This window comes from Phragmitibacter flavus (assembly GCF_005780165.1).
Taxonomy (GTDB): domain Bacteria; phylum Verrucomicrobiota; class Verrucomicrobiia; order Verrucomicrobiales; family Verrucomicrobiaceae; genus Phragmitibacter; species Phragmitibacter flavus.
Genome location: NZ_VAUV01000005.1, coordinates 366,888 through 385,128 on the forward strand (window position 1 = coordinate 366,888; position 18,241 = coordinate 385,128).

Genomic DNA, 18,241 nt, shown 5'->3' on the forward strand with positions numbered 1-18,241 from the left:
AGTTGCGAATTACGCTGTCCTTCCTGTTTCCATGAACTCGACTGATGAACCTTCGGATCAACCTGTGTCGCCACCGTCCGACCCCGCTTCCGGGCCGGTGGTTCCGCCAGTGGTGACGCTCACGCATGAGCCTGGAATGCCGCCGGTGTCGTCTGCCAGTGGGGTGCAGGATTCATCCAAAACCGGTCGATGGTTTGAGGCCTGGAAAAAGATCGGCGGCGGATCATTGATGGTGAGTTTGTTGATTCACGCGGGATTGCTGATCGTAGCGGCGTTTGCGGTGCAGACGATCGTGCATGAAGATGCGGTCGATTTTCTTTCGGGAGGCGGCAGCAAGGCATCGGAGGCGGCGAGTCAGGCGATGACCCAGCAGGTGCAGACCAAGAAGCGCAACAGTTTCCAACGCAGCCTGCCCATGCAGCGGGTGGTGTCGAGTTCGGATTCGGCCTCCATCAAGCTGCCTGATGCGGCGACGGATGCGGTGGATATTCCAGAAATGAGCAGCCTTCTCTCGGCGGGCAGCATGGGCAGTGGGGGATTTGGATCGGCGGGAGCGGGCGGAGGATTTGGTGCGGGGGTGGGCATTGGAGGACTCAAGGGGAAGATCTCTTTTTTTGGTCTCTCAACACCATTGGATCGTGTGGTTTTTGTGCTGGATTATTCGATTTCAATGAAGCCGAATCAACTGGACCTGGTGGTGGCCGAAATGGGCAAGACATTGAAAGTGCTGCCGCCCAAGGCGGAGTATCAGGTGATTTTGTTTGCGGGCGGTGCCCGATTTGCATCGGATGACTGGACGGTGGATTCGCAGCACCGATACGACCGGATCGTGCTGCATCGCAGGAAGAAGTTCCGCTTCTATTCGCCGACCAACTCCTTCATGGATTATGCGTTTGAAGGCAAGGATGACGAATTGCCGGAGGATCGCTGGATCAGCGCCAATGCTCACAATGTCAAACGCACCATGGAGAACCTTGAGGCGAAAAAGACCTGGAGCGGCACTGACTGGCGCTGGGGTTTCAAGATGGCGATGAACATGAATCCACCGCCGAAGGTGATTTATTTTATGACCGACGGCTTGATGGACAGGGCGGCGGAGGCGGTGGATGTGATTCTCGACTACAACAAAAACGTCCGCAAATCGAACACGCAATTCAACACCCTTTTGATGCACACGAAAGCGGGGAGCGAGCACATGGCGAAGCTGGCAAAGGGGTCGTCGGGACGGTTCACCATGGTGTTCAATGATGGCAGTTCGGTTGATGGCGATACCTACTTCAAAGATCGCGAGAAGTATGATGCGAAGTTGAGGTGAAGTAAGGGATGCGTAGGTTGCTGGGCTGCATTTTTTCCTTGAACCGGCTCGTCAGTGAGTGTCGACCTTGATTGATGCGTCGACTATTGAGAGAGGCCGACGTCTCAAATTGGTCATGGATACGAGAAGTCATTTGCCGCCGCCCGCGTCGCTGTGTATTTCTTGGAAGGGGCACTGAGTGGTGCCTGATCGAATCGCTTGTTGTCTTTGCTTCGTTATGAACCAGCCTCCCCGTCGCAAAGCACCGACTGAGCAGCCTTTGCTGGTGCTGGTGGAGGAGGCAACCCATCTGCTGCGGCGGTTGCCGTTGGGGGCATGGTTGGGATATTTTGTGGGGACCGCGCCGCTGGTGGTGTATTTGTTTTATTTTTGGACCGACATGTCGCGCTCGGCCAATGCCATGGGGCGCGTGGTGGAATCGTCATTGATCCTGGCCTTGCTGTATGGATGGATGAAGGTGTGGCATGCAGTGTTTTGTGGAAAGATGATGTCAGTTCTCGAGGCGAGTGAGCCGAATGGAGATGAGGGTTCCCCCATGTCGTTGAAGGGGTGGGTGAAGCTGATCGGGGGGCAGATGCTCATTCATGCAACGATGCCGGTGGTGATGTTGCTTTCCTTGGTCGCCGTGCTGCCGTTTGGCTGGGTGTATGCGTTTTATCACAATGTGTCGGCACTGGCCTGGGGGCATTTTCAGAAGGGGGGGACGACGCGGGAATTGATGGGATTGGCACTGGCGCAATCGCATCGGGCACCAGTTCAGAATCATTTGCTGATTTCGGTGATCACAGCCTTGGCGGTATTGATTTATGCGAATTGTTTTTCTGGATTGGCCACGGCGTTGATTTTGTCGAAATCGATCACCGGGACGGAGAATGCTTTTAGCTCCAATGCTTTTTTGTTCATGAGTTCGTCGTTTCAAGTATTACTGATTGGATTGAGCTACATGGTGATCAATCCGCTGGTGAAGGCGATGTATGCGTTGCGGTGTTTTTATGGCGTGTCGTTGCGAACAGGCGCGGATATGAAGGCGTCACTGCGGATCTTGACGCGGTCGAAGGCAGCAGTGGTGGCACTGATGATGGCGATGTCTTTTGGCTCGATGGGGGGGATGCAGGCGGAGGAGGTGGGCAGTTCGGATGATGGCGTGGTGTTGGAGGAATCGATCCGACAGGTGTTGCAGGGGAGTGAATATCAATGGCGTCTGCCGCGTGACAGTGGCGGGCAGAGTGAAACGGAAGATTCATGGATCGCTTCGATGTTGCGCTGGATCGTGGATGGCATCAGTGAAGCGTTTGATGGAGTTGGCAAGATGTTTGGAAATTTGATGGACTGGTTGTTCCGGCGGGATCAACCCCTGACGGGTTTTGATGGTGGAGGCGGTGGCACGGAATGGATGGTGTGGTTGCCGCGCTTGCTATGGGTGATGGTGATTGCGTTGGTGGTCGGGCTGGGATGGATGATCTATCGCCATTGGAGGCTGGCGCGTCGCACGGCGGAGGTGGAATCGGCCGATGTGCCGGTGGAGATCAATCTTGAGGCGGAGCATGTGGTGGCGACGCAGTTGCCGGAGAACGAATGGCTGCGTCTGGCGCGGGAGAAGGCGAAGGAGGGGGATCTGCGGCTGGCCTTGCGTGCGCTGTTCCTGGCGACGCTGGCGCATTTGGGGGAGAAACGGTTGCTGACGATTGTGGGATCAAAGTCGAATGGCGATTATGTTCGTGAACTGGGGTGGCGGGCGCGTGGTCGTGATGGGCTGCATGAGGGGTTTCAGGAGCAGGTGCGGGTGTTTGAGCAGGTGTGGTATGGCTGGCATGAGGTGGGCGAGGATTTGATGGCGAAGTTTGAACAACAGCATGAAAGGATCACCTCCCATGCGTCTTAGTCGGAATCAGCCACTGTTGATGGGCGCGTTGATCGCGGTGCTGTTGGGCACGGCGTGGTTGTTTTCGCGGGTGCTGGAAATGCGGTTTGAATCGGGGACGGTGTATCCGCCTTACTCAACCTTGCGGGCTGATCCGCTGGGATCGAAGGCATTGTATGAGTCGCTGGATCGGCTGCCGGGAATGGAGGTGAGGCAGAATTTTCGGAGCCTGGAAAAACTCCATGGCAAGGTTGGGGAGACCTTGGTGTTGTTGGATTTGAAGCCGAGCACCTGGGTGGATGGGTTGGTCATAAAAGGGAAGGATTTGCAAAGATATGCCGTTGAAGGCGGTCGGGTGGTGATGACTCTTGATGGCGCTGGCATGGGCATGGCAAGGATTGGCGAGGAGGCACGCCAGCAGCGATTGGAACGTGAGAAAGAGCGTCAGCGCAAAGCTCGCAAAGATAAAGATAAGGATGGAAAAGAGATCTCGGATGAGGACTTGAAGAACTTAGGTCTGGAGTTGCCCGATTCGCTGGCAAAGGTAACTGGATTGGAAGTCTCCGGTGGCAAGTTCATGTTGACGAGCAAAGGTGGGAAGCCTTTAAAGAAAGAGGAAGGGCTAAAGCTGGATGATGCGAAACTTCCGCTGTGGTATAGCGGAACCTCTCTTGAAGTTGACGAGAAGGTCAAAGCGGATTGGAAGGTTTTGGCCACGGTGAACGGGGATCCGGTGATGGTGGAAAAAAGCGCGGGTCGCGGCAGCATGGTGGTGTGCACTGACAGTTATTTTGTGAGCAATGAGGCGTTGTTGAAGGAGCCTGCGCCAGAGTTTTTGTTGTGGTTGATGGGTGGCAATTCAAGCACGGTGATCTTCGATGAAACGCATTTGGGAACGAAGGAATCGCCGGGGATCATGGCGCTGGCGAGGCGCTTTCGATTGCATGGGTTTTTTGTGGGCGGGCTGCTGCTGTTTGGATTGTTTGTCTGGCAGGCGAGTTCGAGTCTGGTGCCACAGAGGGGAAGTGATCGTGGTGATGGATCGGTTTCTGGTCAAGGCGCGACGGCGGGGTTGGTGAGTTTGTTGAGACGCGGAGTGTCGCGTCGGCAATTGCTGTCGAAGTGTTTTGAGGCTTGGGACAAAGGCGCGTTGGTGAAGTCTCCGGCGATGCAACGACGGATGGAGGAGGCACGGGTGTTGCTGACTCAGCAGGCAGGTGAGCGGATGTCGCGCGGGGCGCTGCGAAAAGGGTATGCGCAACTGAGTGCGGTGCTCAAGTCACGGGCGGGATAACCATTGATTTTTGCTAACTCAACAACTTACTTATGACTGAATCGCTGGATACTGTAAAAAGCGCGCTCGCTGAAGCGCGGGCTGAGATTGCCAAGGTTATTATTGGACAGCAGCATGTGATCGATCACGCGTTGATCGCGATCTTTACCGGTCATCATGTATTGGTGGAAGGCGTGCCTGGGGTGGGGAAAACGTTGCTGGTGAGGACACTGGCCAAGGTGTTGGGTGGTGACTTTGCGCGGATTCAGTTCACACCGGATTTGATGCCGGCGGATATTACCGGCACGAGTGTGTTTAACTTGAAGGACAATGATTTTGTGTTGGTGAAAGGGCCGGTGTTTACCAGTTTCCTGCTGGCGGATGAGATCAACCGGGCACCGGCGAAGACGCAGTCGGCCTTGTTGCAGGCCATGCAGGAGCGGTTGGTGACGATTGACAATGAGACCCATGAGTTGTCTTCGAGCTTCACGGTGTTTGCGACGCAGAACCCAGTGGAGTATGAGGGGACTTATCCGCTACCGGAGGCGCAGAAGGACCGGTTCATGTTTAAGGTGAATGTGGGATATCCGGATCGGAATGAAGAGCTGTCGTTGGCGAATCGAATGCTGGGAATCGCTTCGCCAGAGGCGGTGCTGGGGAGTGGTGAGGGGAGGGAGGGGGTGACAGCGGACCGCATTCTCGCATTGAGGCAGGCATTGCAGGGCGTGACGGTGCGCGAGGAGTTGGTGGCGTATGTGGTGGACATGGTGCGCGCAACTCGGGAGCACGAGGCGGTGCTGGTGGGGGCGGGTCCACGTGCGACGCAGTCATTGATTCTGGCGAGTCGCGCGCGGGCAGCGTTGGATTCGAGAGATTTTGTGACGCCGGATGATGTGCGCACATTGGCCGAACCGGTGTTGGGTCATCGACTGATTTTGCGCCCCGAGTTCGAGATCGAAGGATTGACGATTGGGGAGTTGATAGGTCGCGTTTTGGAAGCGGTGCCGGTGCCAAGGTGAAGTGAAAAGGTATAAGTGAGAAGTGAAAAGTGGTTGTAATCGCATGCCTGTTCCATCTAACAAGTTACTGATTTATACCTTGGTGGTGGGCATTCCTTTGTTCACGTTGCTGGGGTTGATGGAGGTTCCGTTGGCGGGGGTGGTGGGAATTGGGGTGATGCTGGCGTTGGTGGTGGCGATGGACATGCCGGGGGCGGCGGCTTCGTTGAGGAGGTTGAAGGTGGAGGTGCCGAAGGTGATTCGAACGACGAAGGGCAGGAAGTTTGAGCTGCCGCTGGTGGTGGTGAATGGGGGGATGCTGGCGAAGAGGATCAAGGTTGGATTGCCTTTGCCGGAGGAGATTGATGGGGAGAAATCGGTGCTCGACTGGAAGCTGAGGAACGATGATGAACGCAATGGAACGAAGTGGGAGTTGCTGGCGGTGGAGAGGGGGAGTTTTAAGATGGAGAGGCTTTATTTCGAGGGAATCTCGGGGTTGGGGTTTTGGTTGGGACGACGGGCGATTGAGGTGCTGGTGGAGGTGAAGGTCTATCCGGATTTGAGTCATGAACGCAGTGTGCTGGCGCCGTTGTTTTTTCGAAGGGGAACGATCGGGGTGCATCAGGTGAGACAGATCGGCAAGGGTAGGGAGTTTGAGCAGTTGCGTGCTTATGCGCCGGGGGATGGTTATGAGGATGTGTATTGGAAGGGGACGGCGAAGCGGAGGTTTCCAGTAACAAAGATGTTTCAGTTGGAACGGACGCAGGAGGTTTATGTGGCGGTGGATTGTTCGAGGCGGAGTCGGCGTCGGCTGGAGGGTTTGATTGGTCATGAAGAGGCGGGGATGGTGGCGAAGACGCAGTTGGAAAGGTATATCCAGGCGGCGCTGGTGCTGGCGTTGGCGGCGCAGCAGCAGTCGGACCGGTTTGGGTTGCTGGTGTTTTCCGACAAGGTGCAGCGGGTGATTCCGGCAGGGAGCGGTCGGGCGCATTATGATGTGATCCGCGATGTGCTTTACACGTTGCAGGCGCAGGCGGTGAGCCCGGATTTTGATGAGTTGTTTGTGCAGATTGGGAATCGGATGAGGCAACGGGCGCTGCTTTTGATTTTGACGGATCTGGGGGAGCCGTGGCTTGCGGAGTCGTTTGTGGAGGGGGTGTCGCTGGTGTCGAGAAGGCATGTGGTGTTGACGCACATGTTGGGTCAGAAGGAGGTGCGGCCGATGTTTGGTGACGGGGACCGGGTGGAGGATGATGATGAATTGTATGGCAGGCTGGCGGGGCAGTTGATGTGGAATGATTTGCAGGAGACGATGCGGTTGTTGAAGCAGCGAGGGGTGCATTTGACGTCGTCGACGCAGGAAAGTTTGGTGGCTGATGTGGTGAGTGAATATCTGAAGGTGAAGAAGCGGCAGTTGATTTGATCTGAATTGAGATAAGATGAAATGATTGCGGATCTGAAAGGTTTTATTGAGCGCGAAGAGCCCCACTGGTTGGAGCTTGAGAAGGAGCTGGCGCGGATGCGGGATGGGCTGGGGGATTTTTCGGATTTGAAGTATGCGCGGCATGTATTGTCGCTATTTCAAAGAGCCTCGGCGGACTTGTCGAGGATTCAGGGGTATTCGGCGGAACCGGAGTTGAAGGCCTATCTTGAGCGGTTGGTGGGCGAGGGGTATGCGGAGATTCATTCGGCTTCGCGGGATCGGAGGAGTTTCAAGTTATGGCATTGGCTGGTGCGCGAGTTGCCGCAGACGTTTCGGCGACAGGTTTGGGGCTGGCATGTGTCGGTGGGATTGACGCTGGCGGGGGCGCTGGTGGGGGCGGTGTTGTTGTCGTTTGATCTGGATGGTCGTGAAGCGATTTATCCGTTTCCGCATCTGGTGGAGATGACGCCGAGCGAGCGGGTGGCGATGGAGGAAAAGCCTGCGGGAACTGACCGGCTTGAAGGAGCGAAGGCGACGTTCTCCGCGCAGTTGATGCAGAACAACATCAGTGTGGCGTTTCGCGCACTGGCGTTTGGAATGACGTGGGGATTGGGGACGGTGTTGTTGTTGTTTTACAATGGCGCGGTGCTGGGTGCGGTGGCGTTTGATTATGTGACGGATGGACAATGGGTGTTTTTGCTGGGGTGGTTGTTGCCGCATGGATCATTTGAGATTCCGGCGATCTTGATTGCGGGGCAGGCGGGGGTGGTTTTGGGTCGGGCCCTGATTGGTTGGGGGACGATGGGTGGATTGCGCACAAGGTTGAGGGAGATTGCGTCGGACCTGGCATCGCTGGCCGGGTTGGTGGGTTTGTTGATGATTTGGGCGGGGGTGGTGGAGGCGTTTTTCTCGCAATATCACGCGCCGGTGCTGCCGTATTCGGTGAAGATTGGGTTTGGGATTCTGCAGCTCGCGGGGTTGATGTGGTTCTTATTTTTCTCAGGAAAGGAGCGGCGCGAGCCGGGTGAGAGATCATGAGCGTGACGCGTGCGGCGGTGTTGAACATAACAACGCCTGAGGGGGTGAATTTTTCACTGCCGCTGGCCGGGCCGGTGACGCGGAGTCTGGCTTACATGATCGATTTCGTGACGATCATGGCGGTGTTTAGTCTCATCAAACCGGTTCTGGAAACGATGCAGGTGTTGACCGGAGACATGGGCATCGGGATGACGATTTTGTTGCAGTTTGTGGTGTTGGAAGGGACGCGGATGATGTGTGAACTGTTGTGGCGCGGTCAGACAGTGGGCAAGAAGGTGCTGGGATTGCGGGTGGTGGATGAGCGGGGATTGAAGCTGCAACCTTCGCAGGTGGTGGTGCGCAATCTGTTGCGATTTGTCGATGCATTGCCGTTTTTTTATGCGGTGGGTGGGATGGTGGCGTTGTTCAATTCGCGTCAGCAAAGATTGGGGGATCTGGCGGCGGGGACGGTGGTGGTGCGGACGTTGAAGAGTCAACCGCCAGATGTGGCGTCGGTGCTGGAAGGGCGGTTCAATTCGTTTCGTGAGTTTGCGCATCTGGAGGCGCGGTTGAGGCAGGTGGTGACGCCGGAGGAGGGGCAACTGGCGCTTCAGGCCTTGGTGCGGCGTGAGGAGTTGGATGAGGAGGCGAGGGTGCAGATTTACCGGGAGCTGGCGGATCGATTCCGGGCGAAGGTGGTGTTTCCAGAAGCGGCGGTGTTTGGGTTGAGTGATGAGCAGTATGTTCGAAATGTGGTGGAGACGGTGTTTCGCAAGAGGGGGAGGTGAGGCGGCCTGCTGGATTGACGATGGACTTTGACTAGGCAGGCATCGTGACTTAGGTTGAGGGTGGTGAGCGGTATCTAGTCGCTCGCCAAGCTGCGAGGCAGCCAGCCATTCCCGTAACTGCCATGTCAGATGGCTCAACGGTGGAGGACCCCCATGAAAGAAGATTCCCCAACCTCCTGGCATGAAGTGCCGGAACCCGATGTGGTTCGAATGTTGAAGAGCGATGCAACCGGGGGGCTGACTCAAGGTGAGGTCGATGAACGGTTGCGGGAGTTTGGTGGCAATGAGATGACCGCGCAGAAGCGGATGAGCGAGTGGAAGCGCTTCCTGCTGCAGTTTGCACAGCCGCTGATGTATATCCTGCTCGTGGCGTCGGTAGTGACATTGGTGCTCGGTGAGTATGTGGATTCGGCGGTGATTTTTGGGGTGACGTTCATGAACGCGCTGGTGGGATTTTTGCAGGAGAGCAAGGCCGAGAAGGCGATTGAGGCACTTTCGAAAATGGTGCTTACCGAGGCCACGGTGCGGCGTGATGGACGGAAGCAGCGGGTGAATTCGGTGAAGTTGGTGCCGGGGGACATCGTGTTGTTGCAGTCGGGCGACAAGGTTCCGGCGGATCTGCGCCTGCTCATCGTGCGCAACTTGCAGGTGGATGAGTCGGCGCTGACGGGCGAGTCGGTGGCGGTGGAGAAGGAGGTGGGCGTTGTTGAGCCAGGGGCGGGCATTGGGGATCGGAAGAACCTCGCTTTCGCGGGCACGCTGGTCACTTACGGTCAGGCTGAGGGCGTGGTGGTGGCGACGGGCAATCGCACGGAGACGGGAAAAATTGCGGGACTGATCGACGGGGCAGCAGATCTTTCCACGCCGCTCACGCGCAAGATCGCGGAATTCAGCAAGCTGGTGCTGTGGGTGATTCTTGGACTGGCGGTGCTGAGTTTTGTGATCGGTGTCGTGCGCGGGGAGAAGGCGGTGGATATGTTCATGGCGGCGGTCGCATTGGCGGTTGGCGCGATTCCAGAGGGCCTGCCTGCAGCGGTGACCATCACGCTGGCGATTGGCGTTTCGCGAATGGCCAAGCATCGGGCGATCATTCGCAAGCTTCCTGCGGTTGAGTCGCTGGGCAGCACCACCATCATCTGCTCGGACAAGACGGGAACCCTGACGGAGAACAAGATGACCGTGCAGCAGGTTTTTGCGGGTGGGAAGTTATTCGACGTGACGGGCAGTGGCTACGAAACGGCGGGTGAGGTCATGATGGATGGGGAGATTGCTGCGGTGGATCAGCACAAGGCATTGCATGAGACCTTGCTTGCGGGTTTGCTCAACAATGACTCGCAAATTGTGCGGGATGACGATCAACTTAAGGTCGAGGGCGATCCGACGGAAGGGGCGCTCATTGTGGCGGCGCAGAAGTTGGGGCTGGTTCCGGAGGACACTCACGATGCGCATCCGCGGCTTGATGTGATCCCTTTTGAATCGGAGCATCAGTTCATGGCCACACTGCACAGTCGGGGTGAGGGCGAACCACGGGTGATCTTCAAAAAGGGTTCGGTGGAGCGCTTGCTGGAACGTTGCACGCATGGGCTTGGGGATGATGGAAAGCTGGCACCTGTGGATGTCGAAGGGGTGAATGCGGCGGTTGAGCAGATGGCCGCGAAAGGGATGAGGGTGCTGGCTTTTGCGCGGTTGGAGGTGGCGCATGATCATAAGGAACTGGATCACGATCACCTGAAGGACGGACTCACTTTTCTGGGCTTGCAAGGGATGATCGACCCGCCACGCGCGGAAGCCATTTTGTCGGTGCGGAAATGTCGGGAGGCTGGCATTCAGGTGAAGATGATCACGGGCGATCATGCGTTGACTGCCCGCAGCATTGCGATGCAACTCGGCCTGCGCGGCGGTGGCGGTGGCGATGACGAGACGGAACTGATCGCGGTGACTGGGAGGGAGTTGGAGAAACTTTCTGACGATGAATTGGCTTATGTCGCCGAGCGTGCGGCGGTGTTTGCGCGGGTCGCGCCGGAACAGAAACTGAAGCTGGTGAAAGCGCTGCAATCGCGTGGTCACATTGTGGCGATGACCGGCGATGGCGTGAATGATGCGCCTGCCTTGAAGCAAGCCGACATTGGTGTGGCGATGGGCATCACTGGGACGGACGTTGCGAAAGGGGCGGCGGACATGCTGCTGACGGATGACAATTTTGCCAGCATTCAGGCGGCGGTCGAAGAGGGGCGCAGCGTTTTTGACAATCTCACCAAGTTCATCATCTGGACCCTGCCGACTAACTTTGGCGAAGCGACCATCCTGCTCGCGGCGATCCTGTTGGGCACTGCGTTGCCCGCTTTGCCGGTTCAGCTTTTGTGGATCAACATGGTCACGGCGGTGCTGCTGGGATTGATGCTCGTCTTCGAACCCAAGGAGCGCGATTTGATGCAGCGTCCGCCGCGTGATCCCAAACAACCGATCATCACATTTCCGCTCTTCATGCGGACGGGATTGGTAACTCTGATCCTGTTGATCGGCGCGTTCGGCGCTTTTTTATGGGAACAGGAGGTGCGCGGCAAAAGTGTGATTGAAGCGCGCACGACGGTCATCAATGTCATCGTGGTGGTGGAGTGTTTTTATCTACTCAATTGCAGATCGCTGCTGCATTCGATGTTTTTTGTGGGGTTGTGGACCAACCTTGCCGTTTATGCGGGCATCGCGGCGATGCTTGGGGCGCAGGTGCTCTTCACGCACTCGGCGCTGATGAATCGACTTTTTCATTCGGCACCGCTGGATGGGACTTCGTGGCTCTATGTCTTTGGCGTAGGCGTTGCGGCCTACTGTGTGGTTGAGCTTGAGAAATGGATTCGATTGAAGGTGACGCAGAAGGACATGGATGCCGGGTCTCAGGATTCGTAATCGGCACCGGTGAGGCTGTTGAGGACGGATTTCTGCCAGGTGCGGAGTTGTTGCTGAAGTTCGGCTGCTTTGTCGGGTTCAGAGTCGATGAGATTCTGTTTCTCGGCGGGATCGGCGTCGAGATTGAAGAGTTCGGGTTGGGTTTTTTTATCGTGGATGACGAGTTTGAAGCCGTTGTGAATGATGGAGCGTGGGCCTTGGAAGTCCTGTTCATTCAATGACGGATGATGCCAGTTGGTGAAGTCGCGGGTGGCTTTGCCGCGTTGGAGTTTGACCAAGGGGGAGGTGCCTTCCTGAAGTTCGGGATCGATGTAGGGATTGGGTTTGGGGTTGAGGTTGGCGAAGCGGGAGGTGTTGTAGTTCCAGAAGTAGAGGGGGGACGGACGTTGGGTTAGGGTCTTGTTGTTGTCGATGACGGGACTGAGGTCGATGCCGTCGATGGGTCGGGTGGGAAGAGGGAGGTCGATGAGGGCGCAGAGGGTGGGCAGGAGGTCGCTGGTGCTGGCGCGGAATTTGGTATTGATGGGTTGGGGGATACGGGCGGGCCATTCGATGACTCCGGGGACGAGGATGCCACCTTCGTAGACCTGGCCTTTGACGCCGCGATGCGGCAGGCCGAGGGCGGCGTCGGGGGAGGTGCCGTTGTCGCCGCAGTAGAGGACGAGGGTGTTGTCGCGCAGGCCCTGGTTGGCGAGGTGTTTTCTGAGGGTGCCGATGGCGCGGTCCATGGCGGTGATTTCGGCGTAACGTTCGCGGAGCACTTCGCCTTGTGAGCGGGTGACTTGTTCGCCGGTTTCGTTGGAGGTGAGTTTTACTTCCTTTGAGTAAAGCGCGGGGAGGTCGTCGTAGAGGGCGAGGTCGGCAGGGAGTCCGCTGTAGGGTTCGTGAGGAGAGCCGAACCAGACGACAGTGAAGAATGGCTGGCCGGTGGATCTCGCGCGGTCGATGAAGCGGATGGTTTCGGCGATGAGGATCTCGGAGCTTTCGCCTTGGAATATTTCGGGGTCGGCACCATTGCGCGACAGGGCGGGGTTGAGCTCGAAGAAGTTGTCGTGGGAGAGCCATTCATGAAAGCCCATGGCACCGGGGCTGACGGGTGAAGTTTTTTTGACGGCTCCGATATGCCATTTGCCGAAGTGGGCGCAGCGATAGCCGACATTGGAGAGGAGTTGGGCGATGGTGATTTCTTCGGGTCGGATGGACCAGCCGGGGGCGAAGGTGCCCATGCGGTTCGGATGCCGACCGGTGAGAAAAGCGGCGCGGGTGGGGGAGCAGCTTGGGTGGGTGGCGTAGAAGCGGTCGAAGCGCAGACCCGTGGCGGCCATTTCATCGAGCACCGGGGTTTTAATATGAGTATGGCCGTTGTAGCCCGTTTCCTCCCAACCGTGATCGTCGCCCATCATGAGGATGATGTTGGGTTTGGATTGGGGTTCCGTGGCTGCGACCAGAGGATGGATGAGGGACAGGCAGGTGAGGGCGGTGAGGATGGCGTGTCTCATGGGGAGGGATGTTGACGTGCTAGCCGTTGGCGAACGGACGTGAACTTTTAACGCAGTGGGGGGGATGATCCTTCAGCGGTGTTTGATCGGACGGCGGCAAAGTGGTTTGGCTCCGAGACGGGGGGTGATGAAGGAATATTTGAAGTGCAGCGGCTGGGAATTAATCATGAGAGTTGTTTGAAGATTTAGGTCGTTCGCAGATCGTGGATGCGGTCACTTGGTTTTTATGCGTTTAGAGCGGAGGTGCCCGACCTTAAGTCAGATTTGACGGCGCGGCGCATAATTTTAGGGGAGCGAAGTTGTATCAGCGTTAAACAATGAAAAATGCACCACAGGTTCAAGCAGGAGGGCAGTTTTGATGCTGACCCTTCTAAGATTCACGGATGCGTTTTGGTTTTGAGAGAAAAGAAGATGTTTTTCAGAAACTGACTGCATTTCGTGAGAAATCCGCTTAGGTGGTTTTCCTCTATGAATAGGAGAATTTTAAATTGGTGGAGAAAAGAACAACAGGAAGATTCCGGCGATAGTGCCGAGCCGTGGATGTTGGAGCCACTGACCCCAATTTTTCTTGAATCTGAGCACAAAATCTATGTCTCGGCGATTGAAGATGCATTGAGGAAAGATGGAGTAAACAACATTGCGCTTTCAGGAAACTACGGAGTTGGGAAAAGTAGCATACTTCAAAAAGTTGCGGAAAATTATCGAGAGTCAGTCATAATGATTTCTCTCTCAACGCTGGCTCCCATTGAGAAAGAGAAAGAAGCGAATTCACAACCCCACTTCATCACTCCGGTCACAAATCGTATTCAGCAAGAAATCGTCAAACAAATGCTTTACTTCGTGCCCGCTGGGAAGCTAACCGGCTCTCGCTTCCGTCGAATAGAGAAATTTTTATTTGTGCGCGAAGCAGTATTGGCTTTGATACTTGCACTGATTGTGGCTGGAGTCTTCCTTATCACGGGATGGACCGAGAAAATATCCAATGTGTTCCGACCAGAGGTTGAGTGGGGAAAATGGGGGCATATTGCTATTTTTGGATGTTCCGCCATTTGTGCTTTTTCGCTGCGCCGGGTATGGCATGGTAAACTACACATCAAGGAACTGTCGGCAGGATCGGCTAGTGTCACTCTAGATGGAAATGCAGAGTCTTATTTTGATCAATATTTGGATGAAATTGTTAATTTCTTCGATGTGTCGAAATGCAGAATCGTCATTTTTGAGGATATAGACCGCTTTGAGAATTCGCATATTTTTGAAACCCTTCGTTCTCTGAATGGTTTATTGAATTCGTCAAGAACGAAGCGTGAAGCCATACGGTTTATTTATGCAGTGAAAGACAGTATTTTTGACTATGATAAGTTGCTCTTTGAGCGCAGAAGCCGTGATATAAAAGTGGAGAAATCCGATTCCGCCCATGCCGAGGCAGTAAGAGCTAACCGGACCAAGTTTTTTGATCTCATAATTCCAGTTGTTCCTTTTATCACCCATCGGAGCGCCCGCGATCATGTAGTGCAAATTTTCAAGTCGATAGATCACAAGATTGGAGCTGACATTATTGATCTAGCAGTTCAATTTATCCCTGATATGCGGTTGATAAAAAATGTTAGGAATGAGTTCGTTGTGTTTCGGGATCGAGTGATTCGTGATGGAGGTTCTGGGCTCAACTTAAGCGAGAACGAATTATTCGCGATGATGCTTTATAAGAGCACACATCTAACTGACTTCGAGAATATCAGGTTTGGAAAAAGCAAGCTTGATGAACTATATGAAGCCAGTCGTAAAATTGTTAGAATCAAGAGGCTTGAAAATCAACAACGAATAAGTGATCTGAAAGATAATTTGCAACGGCTAGATGGTATTGAATCAAAAAGTCAATGTCTAGAGCAAAAGCTGGTTTTATACATTGATCGTATCAGCAAGCAATTGTCGGTTCGAAATCAGAGGATGAATCAGTTCGAGTTTGAAAACGCGACTATTAAGTTTGGAGGGACGCAAATAAGTAGTGAGGAGGCTAAATCTTCGGATTTTTGGAGAAGAATTTCAGTGGCCCCTATAACCCACAATCTTGAAATAATTCAGCAACATTATCACGTAGGGGAGATAAAATTGACTCTTAATCGAGAACAGCTTTCGGAGATTCTGCAAGACTCCCTGAAACAAGAATTCTGGGACAAAAATCTTGCTGAAGAGATGCATAAGAATCTAAGGATGCACGAAGAAAATTTGAATTTTCTTCGTCAATCAGACATGAGTGACCTTATCCAGAGATCGGAGTTTACTGCAGCCTTCAATGGCACTGAAGAAGCGCTCGATACGGTTGCAGCAAAGCTTTTGGAAAGCAAGATGGCGTTTGAATTAGTGAAACGAGGTTACATCAATCGAAATTTCACTCTTTACACGTCGACTTTTCATTCGGACCGGGTCAGTGCGGCGGCAGCGAATTTCATCATGCATCATGTTGCTCCAAACACCATGGATGAGTTTTTCAGTCTGGCTGCAGAAGATATAAAATCACTAGTTCGCGAGTGTGGGATGCAATCACTTGGAGATTCTGCATTTTTCAATATTTCAATTTTGGATCATCTATTGCAGGACAATATCGAATTATCGAAAATCATGATTCGTTCTATTGCCCGTTTCGAGGATGATGCGAAACGATTCTTGCAGGCGTATCTAAACGAGGGAGCTGAGAGGCACAAGTTTCTAAAAGTGTTAGCGCAAATAAGTTCTCGAATCTTGAATTTTCTCATCGCTGATGTCAAATTAGATTTATCCACCCGGATCGCGTTGACGAATACTGTGCTGGAGCATCTAAATGCAGAAGTTGATTATGATCTTAACCATGATGTCATCGCCTTTTTTAAGGAAAATTACTTAAGGTTTCCGGTTCTGACTGACGATAAAATTGAAACGCCTGTGATCGATGCTGTTGCAAACCTCTTCGAGGAAGTAGACGTTCGCTTTCCATTGCTCATGCCACTGAGTAAGTCGTGTCGCAAAGCATTCGTGGACCGTAATATATTCGATGTAACCATGGAAAATTTGCAGCTAGCAATCGGTGGCGATTTGCATCCAGGGTTGGATATAATCCGAAATGTAAACCCGAAAACCTACAAATATGTTCTTGATAATCTGGATGCTTATTCTTCGGCTGTGGAGGTTTCGCCACCGTCAATTGTTAAGTTGAGCGATTTTGCAATAGTCATCAATGATATTTGTGCTAATGGCATAACCTATCTTGATCACATGCTTGCATGCGCATCTCCAGATTGTGTTATCGATGACTTAAACGTTGCTCAAAAAGAAGCGTGGCCGAGTATCATTGAGCATGGTCGACTTAAGCCTACATTAAACAATATTAGTGAATACATAAGTGCCATTGGTAAGATTGATCGCAGTCTCGGAAAATTTTTGAACTCCATAGACTCTATTACTATAGCAGACGATGTTGAGGAGGAGATTAAGCAGGGTTTAGCGAACAAAATTTTGATAGCACGAGATAAGATAACATCTGTGTCACAACGATGTAAGCTTGTTTCGAGTCTTCAACTGAAGTCATATCTGCGCATCGAAGAGATTCATGAAGAAGGAGAATTGTTTGCGTCGCTCTTAAAAAGGGGTGTCATAGAAGATTGTGCTGAGACGTATTATCATCTTATGCATTCCAATTGGGAAACGAGAGAATTCTTCATTATGGCTTCGAACGAGTTCGTTAAATATTTGGATTCATCTCTTGTTCAGGGAGATGTTGCAAAGATACTTCTAAGTGAGAAAATAAGTGTCGCTGTAAAACAGGCCGTTCTGAATATTTCGGATGAATACATTCACAATTGCGACGAACAGACTCTGCTGGCAGTTGCAGAAATAGCGTCTAGCTTGAAAGTCTCTGTTTCTAGTCTCGTGGTAGAGACTTTGTCAGCGCACGAGGTTCCGCCTGGGCAAATTGTATTTTTGCTTGCAGATCAATTGCAGCAAATTGAAAAAGAACGGTTGCTGCTGATCCTCGGAAACCTAGGTGGTGAATATAAAAAGCTATCGGATGATAGTCAAAAACAACCCAAACTGACTGATTCACCGGAACACCGGGCACTTATTCAACGGTTGCAGAGTGATGAAATCCTAGGCAAGGTTGAGGAGGAGGGAAATTCACTGCGAATCTACAAACGTCGTCGTTAGCGAGGCAATCACAGTTTTCAGGGTTTTATAATGGAGGATCCCACTAGGTTCAAGAGCCGGTTGGGGTGGTGGGCATTGGTTTGGGAGAGAGATGAGACGGACAGGATGTCCGCTGCGCGCACTCGATGGAAACGCGTGTTGATACTTTAATTGAAGACATCAATGCTCATGCATGCATGATTGCATTCTGACGCATCCGGGCCAGAACTGTTGCATCATAGGGAACGTGCGCCGAGTGCACGCCTTCGAGCAACGCGGCTTCAAGAGCGGGTGACTCATCCAACTCTTGCCTTTCTAGGGCTCGTAGAGCCTCGCGAATGATCTCGCCTTCATCGGCGTATCTTCCGGTGCTGAGGAGGCGCTCAACGAGATGGCTGAGCGCAGGTGGAAGGGCAACGGTCATGGGCTTATGATAATAGAGGAAGCGAGACTGTCGAGAAAGGAGTGGGGTCGGCGGAACAGTCGACGAGTGGGCTGCTCGACCTACTTCTTCCTAATTGGAGTGAGTGTGCAGGACATGTTGTCCGGGTTGGGAGAGATGAGACAGACAGGATGTCCGGCGGACGCACAGGCTGAAAGCCTGAGTCACCGGGACCAGCACGATGAAAGGACAGGCAAAATGCCTGTCTCACCCACAGGCTTGCAGCCCATAAGCATATACCTAAAAGTTGAAGTATGCATTGAGCTGGCTATGTTGGCTGATGCAACCGCGAACTTTGGTCGAAGATGAGTGGGAGGTGCTGCGGCGCTTTCTCCCTGAAAACTTGGATGAAGATGCCTGGCTTCACGGTGCAATGCGCCGACGGCGAGGTCAGATCACCTCCGCAGAGCAGCTATTGCGGGTGCTGCTCATGCATGTCGGTGGAGGCTTGTCCCTTGAGCAAACTTCAGCGCGTGCCCGCGCCCGAGGCTTGGCCGACCTCAATGCCATGGCTCTACATAAACGACTTTGCACCTCGCGCCCCTGGCTGGAGGCGCTTTGCATTC

11 protein-coding genes and 1 pseudogene are annotated in these 18,241 nt (G+C 53.6%); 10 read left to right on the forward strand and 2 right to left on the reverse strand.

Annotation, left to right across the window (positions count from 1 at the left end; genetic code table 11):
* The first annotated feature begins 31 nt into the window (after positions 1 to 31).
* The 8 genes from FEM03_RS08345 to FEM03_RS08380 all read left to right on the forward strand — a co-directional run bounded on the left by FEM03_RS08345 (position 32) and on the right by FEM03_RS08380 (position 11,579).
* On the forward strand, positions 32 to 1,315 hold the full coding sequence (locus tag FEM03_RS08345; RefSeq protein ID WP_138085737.1) for a vWA domain-containing protein: 1,284 nt from the start codon (positions 32 to 34) through the stop codon (positions 1,313 to 1,315).
* A gap of 217 nt (positions 1,316 to 1,532) precedes the next feature.
* On the forward strand, positions 1,533 to 3,197 hold the full coding sequence (locus FEM03_RS08350) for a DUF4129 domain-containing protein (RefSeq protein ID WP_138085738.1): 1,665 nt from the start codon (positions 1,533 to 1,535) through the stop codon (positions 3,195 to 3,197).
* Positions 3,187 to 4,470 (forward strand): DUF4350 domain-containing protein, encoded by a 1,284-nt coding sequence (locus tag FEM03_RS08355; RefSeq protein WP_138085739.1) that lies wholly within the window; start codon positions 3,187 to 3,189, stop codon positions 4,468 to 4,470. The genes FEM03_RS08350 and FEM03_RS08355 overlap by 11 nt, the downstream gene beginning before the upstream one ends.
* Before the next feature lie 32 nt (positions 4,471 to 4,502).
* Entirely contained in the window at positions 4,503 to 5,468 is a 966-nt protein-coding gene (locus FEM03_RS08360; protein WP_138085740.1) for an AAA family ATPase, read from the forward strand.
* Between the two features lie 43 nt (positions 5,469 to 5,511).
* A complete protein-coding gene (locus FEM03_RS08365) occupies positions 5,512 to 6,870 on the forward strand; it encodes a DUF58 domain-containing protein (protein ID WP_138085741.1) in 1,359 nt (452 codons plus the stop codon).
* Positions 6,871 to 6,891: 21 nt separating this feature from the next.
* Positions 6,892 to 7,908: a stage II sporulation protein M gene (locus tag FEM03_RS08370; protein ID WP_138085742.1), complete on the forward strand. Its 1,017-nt coding sequence runs from the start codon at positions 6,892 to 6,894 to the stop codon at positions 7,906 to 7,908.
* Positions 7,905 to 8,675 carry an RDD family protein gene (locus FEM03_RS08375; protein ID WP_138085743.1) on the forward strand — a complete coding sequence of 257 codons (771 nt, stop codon included), beginning with the start codon at positions 7,905 to 7,907 and terminating at the stop codon, positions 8,673 to 8,675. The genes FEM03_RS08370 and FEM03_RS08375 overlap by 4 nt, the downstream gene beginning before the upstream one ends.
* Positions 8,676 to 8,828: 153 nt before the next feature.
* The gene (locus FEM03_RS08380; protein ID WP_138085744.1) at positions 8,829 to 11,579 is read left to right on the forward strand and encodes a cation-transporting P-type ATPase; all 2,751 of its coding nucleotides are present in this window, start codon (positions 8,829 to 8,831) and stop codon (positions 11,577 to 11,579) included.
* Here the strand turns inward: FEM03_RS08380 and FEM03_RS08385 are convergent.
* Positions 11,567 to 13,078: a sulfatase family protein gene (locus FEM03_RS08385; RefSeq protein WP_138085745.1), complete on the reverse strand. Its 1,512-nt coding sequence runs from the start codon at positions 13,076 to 13,078 to the stop codon at positions 11,567 to 11,569. The genes FEM03_RS08380 and FEM03_RS08385 overlap by 13 nt on opposite strands.
* 468 nt (positions 13,079 to 13,546) lie before the next feature.
* On the opposite strand from FEM03_RS08385, the gene FEM03_RS08390 reads away from it, so the two are divergent.
* On the forward strand, positions 13,547 to 17,254 hold the full coding sequence (locus tag FEM03_RS08390; protein WP_138085746.1) for a YobI family P-loop NTPase: 3,708 nt from the start codon (positions 13,547 to 13,549) through the stop codon (positions 17,252 to 17,254).
* Positions 17,255 to 17,420: 166 nt separating this feature from the next.
* Here the strand turns inward: FEM03_RS08390 and FEM03_RS08395 are convergent, their stop codons facing one another.
* Positions 17,421 to 17,657: a type II toxin-antitoxin system ParD family antitoxin gene (locus FEM03_RS08395; RefSeq protein WP_240772710.1), complete on the reverse strand. Its 237-nt coding sequence runs from the start codon at positions 17,655 to 17,657 to the stop codon at positions 17,421 to 17,423.
* Positions 17,658 to 17,955: 298 nt separating this feature from the next.
* Between FEM03_RS08395 and FEM03_RS24725 the strand changes: the two are divergent.
* Positions 17,956 to 18,241 (forward strand): annotated as a pseudogene (locus FEM03_RS24725) (IS4-like element ISVsp14 family transposase); the annotation flags it as partial.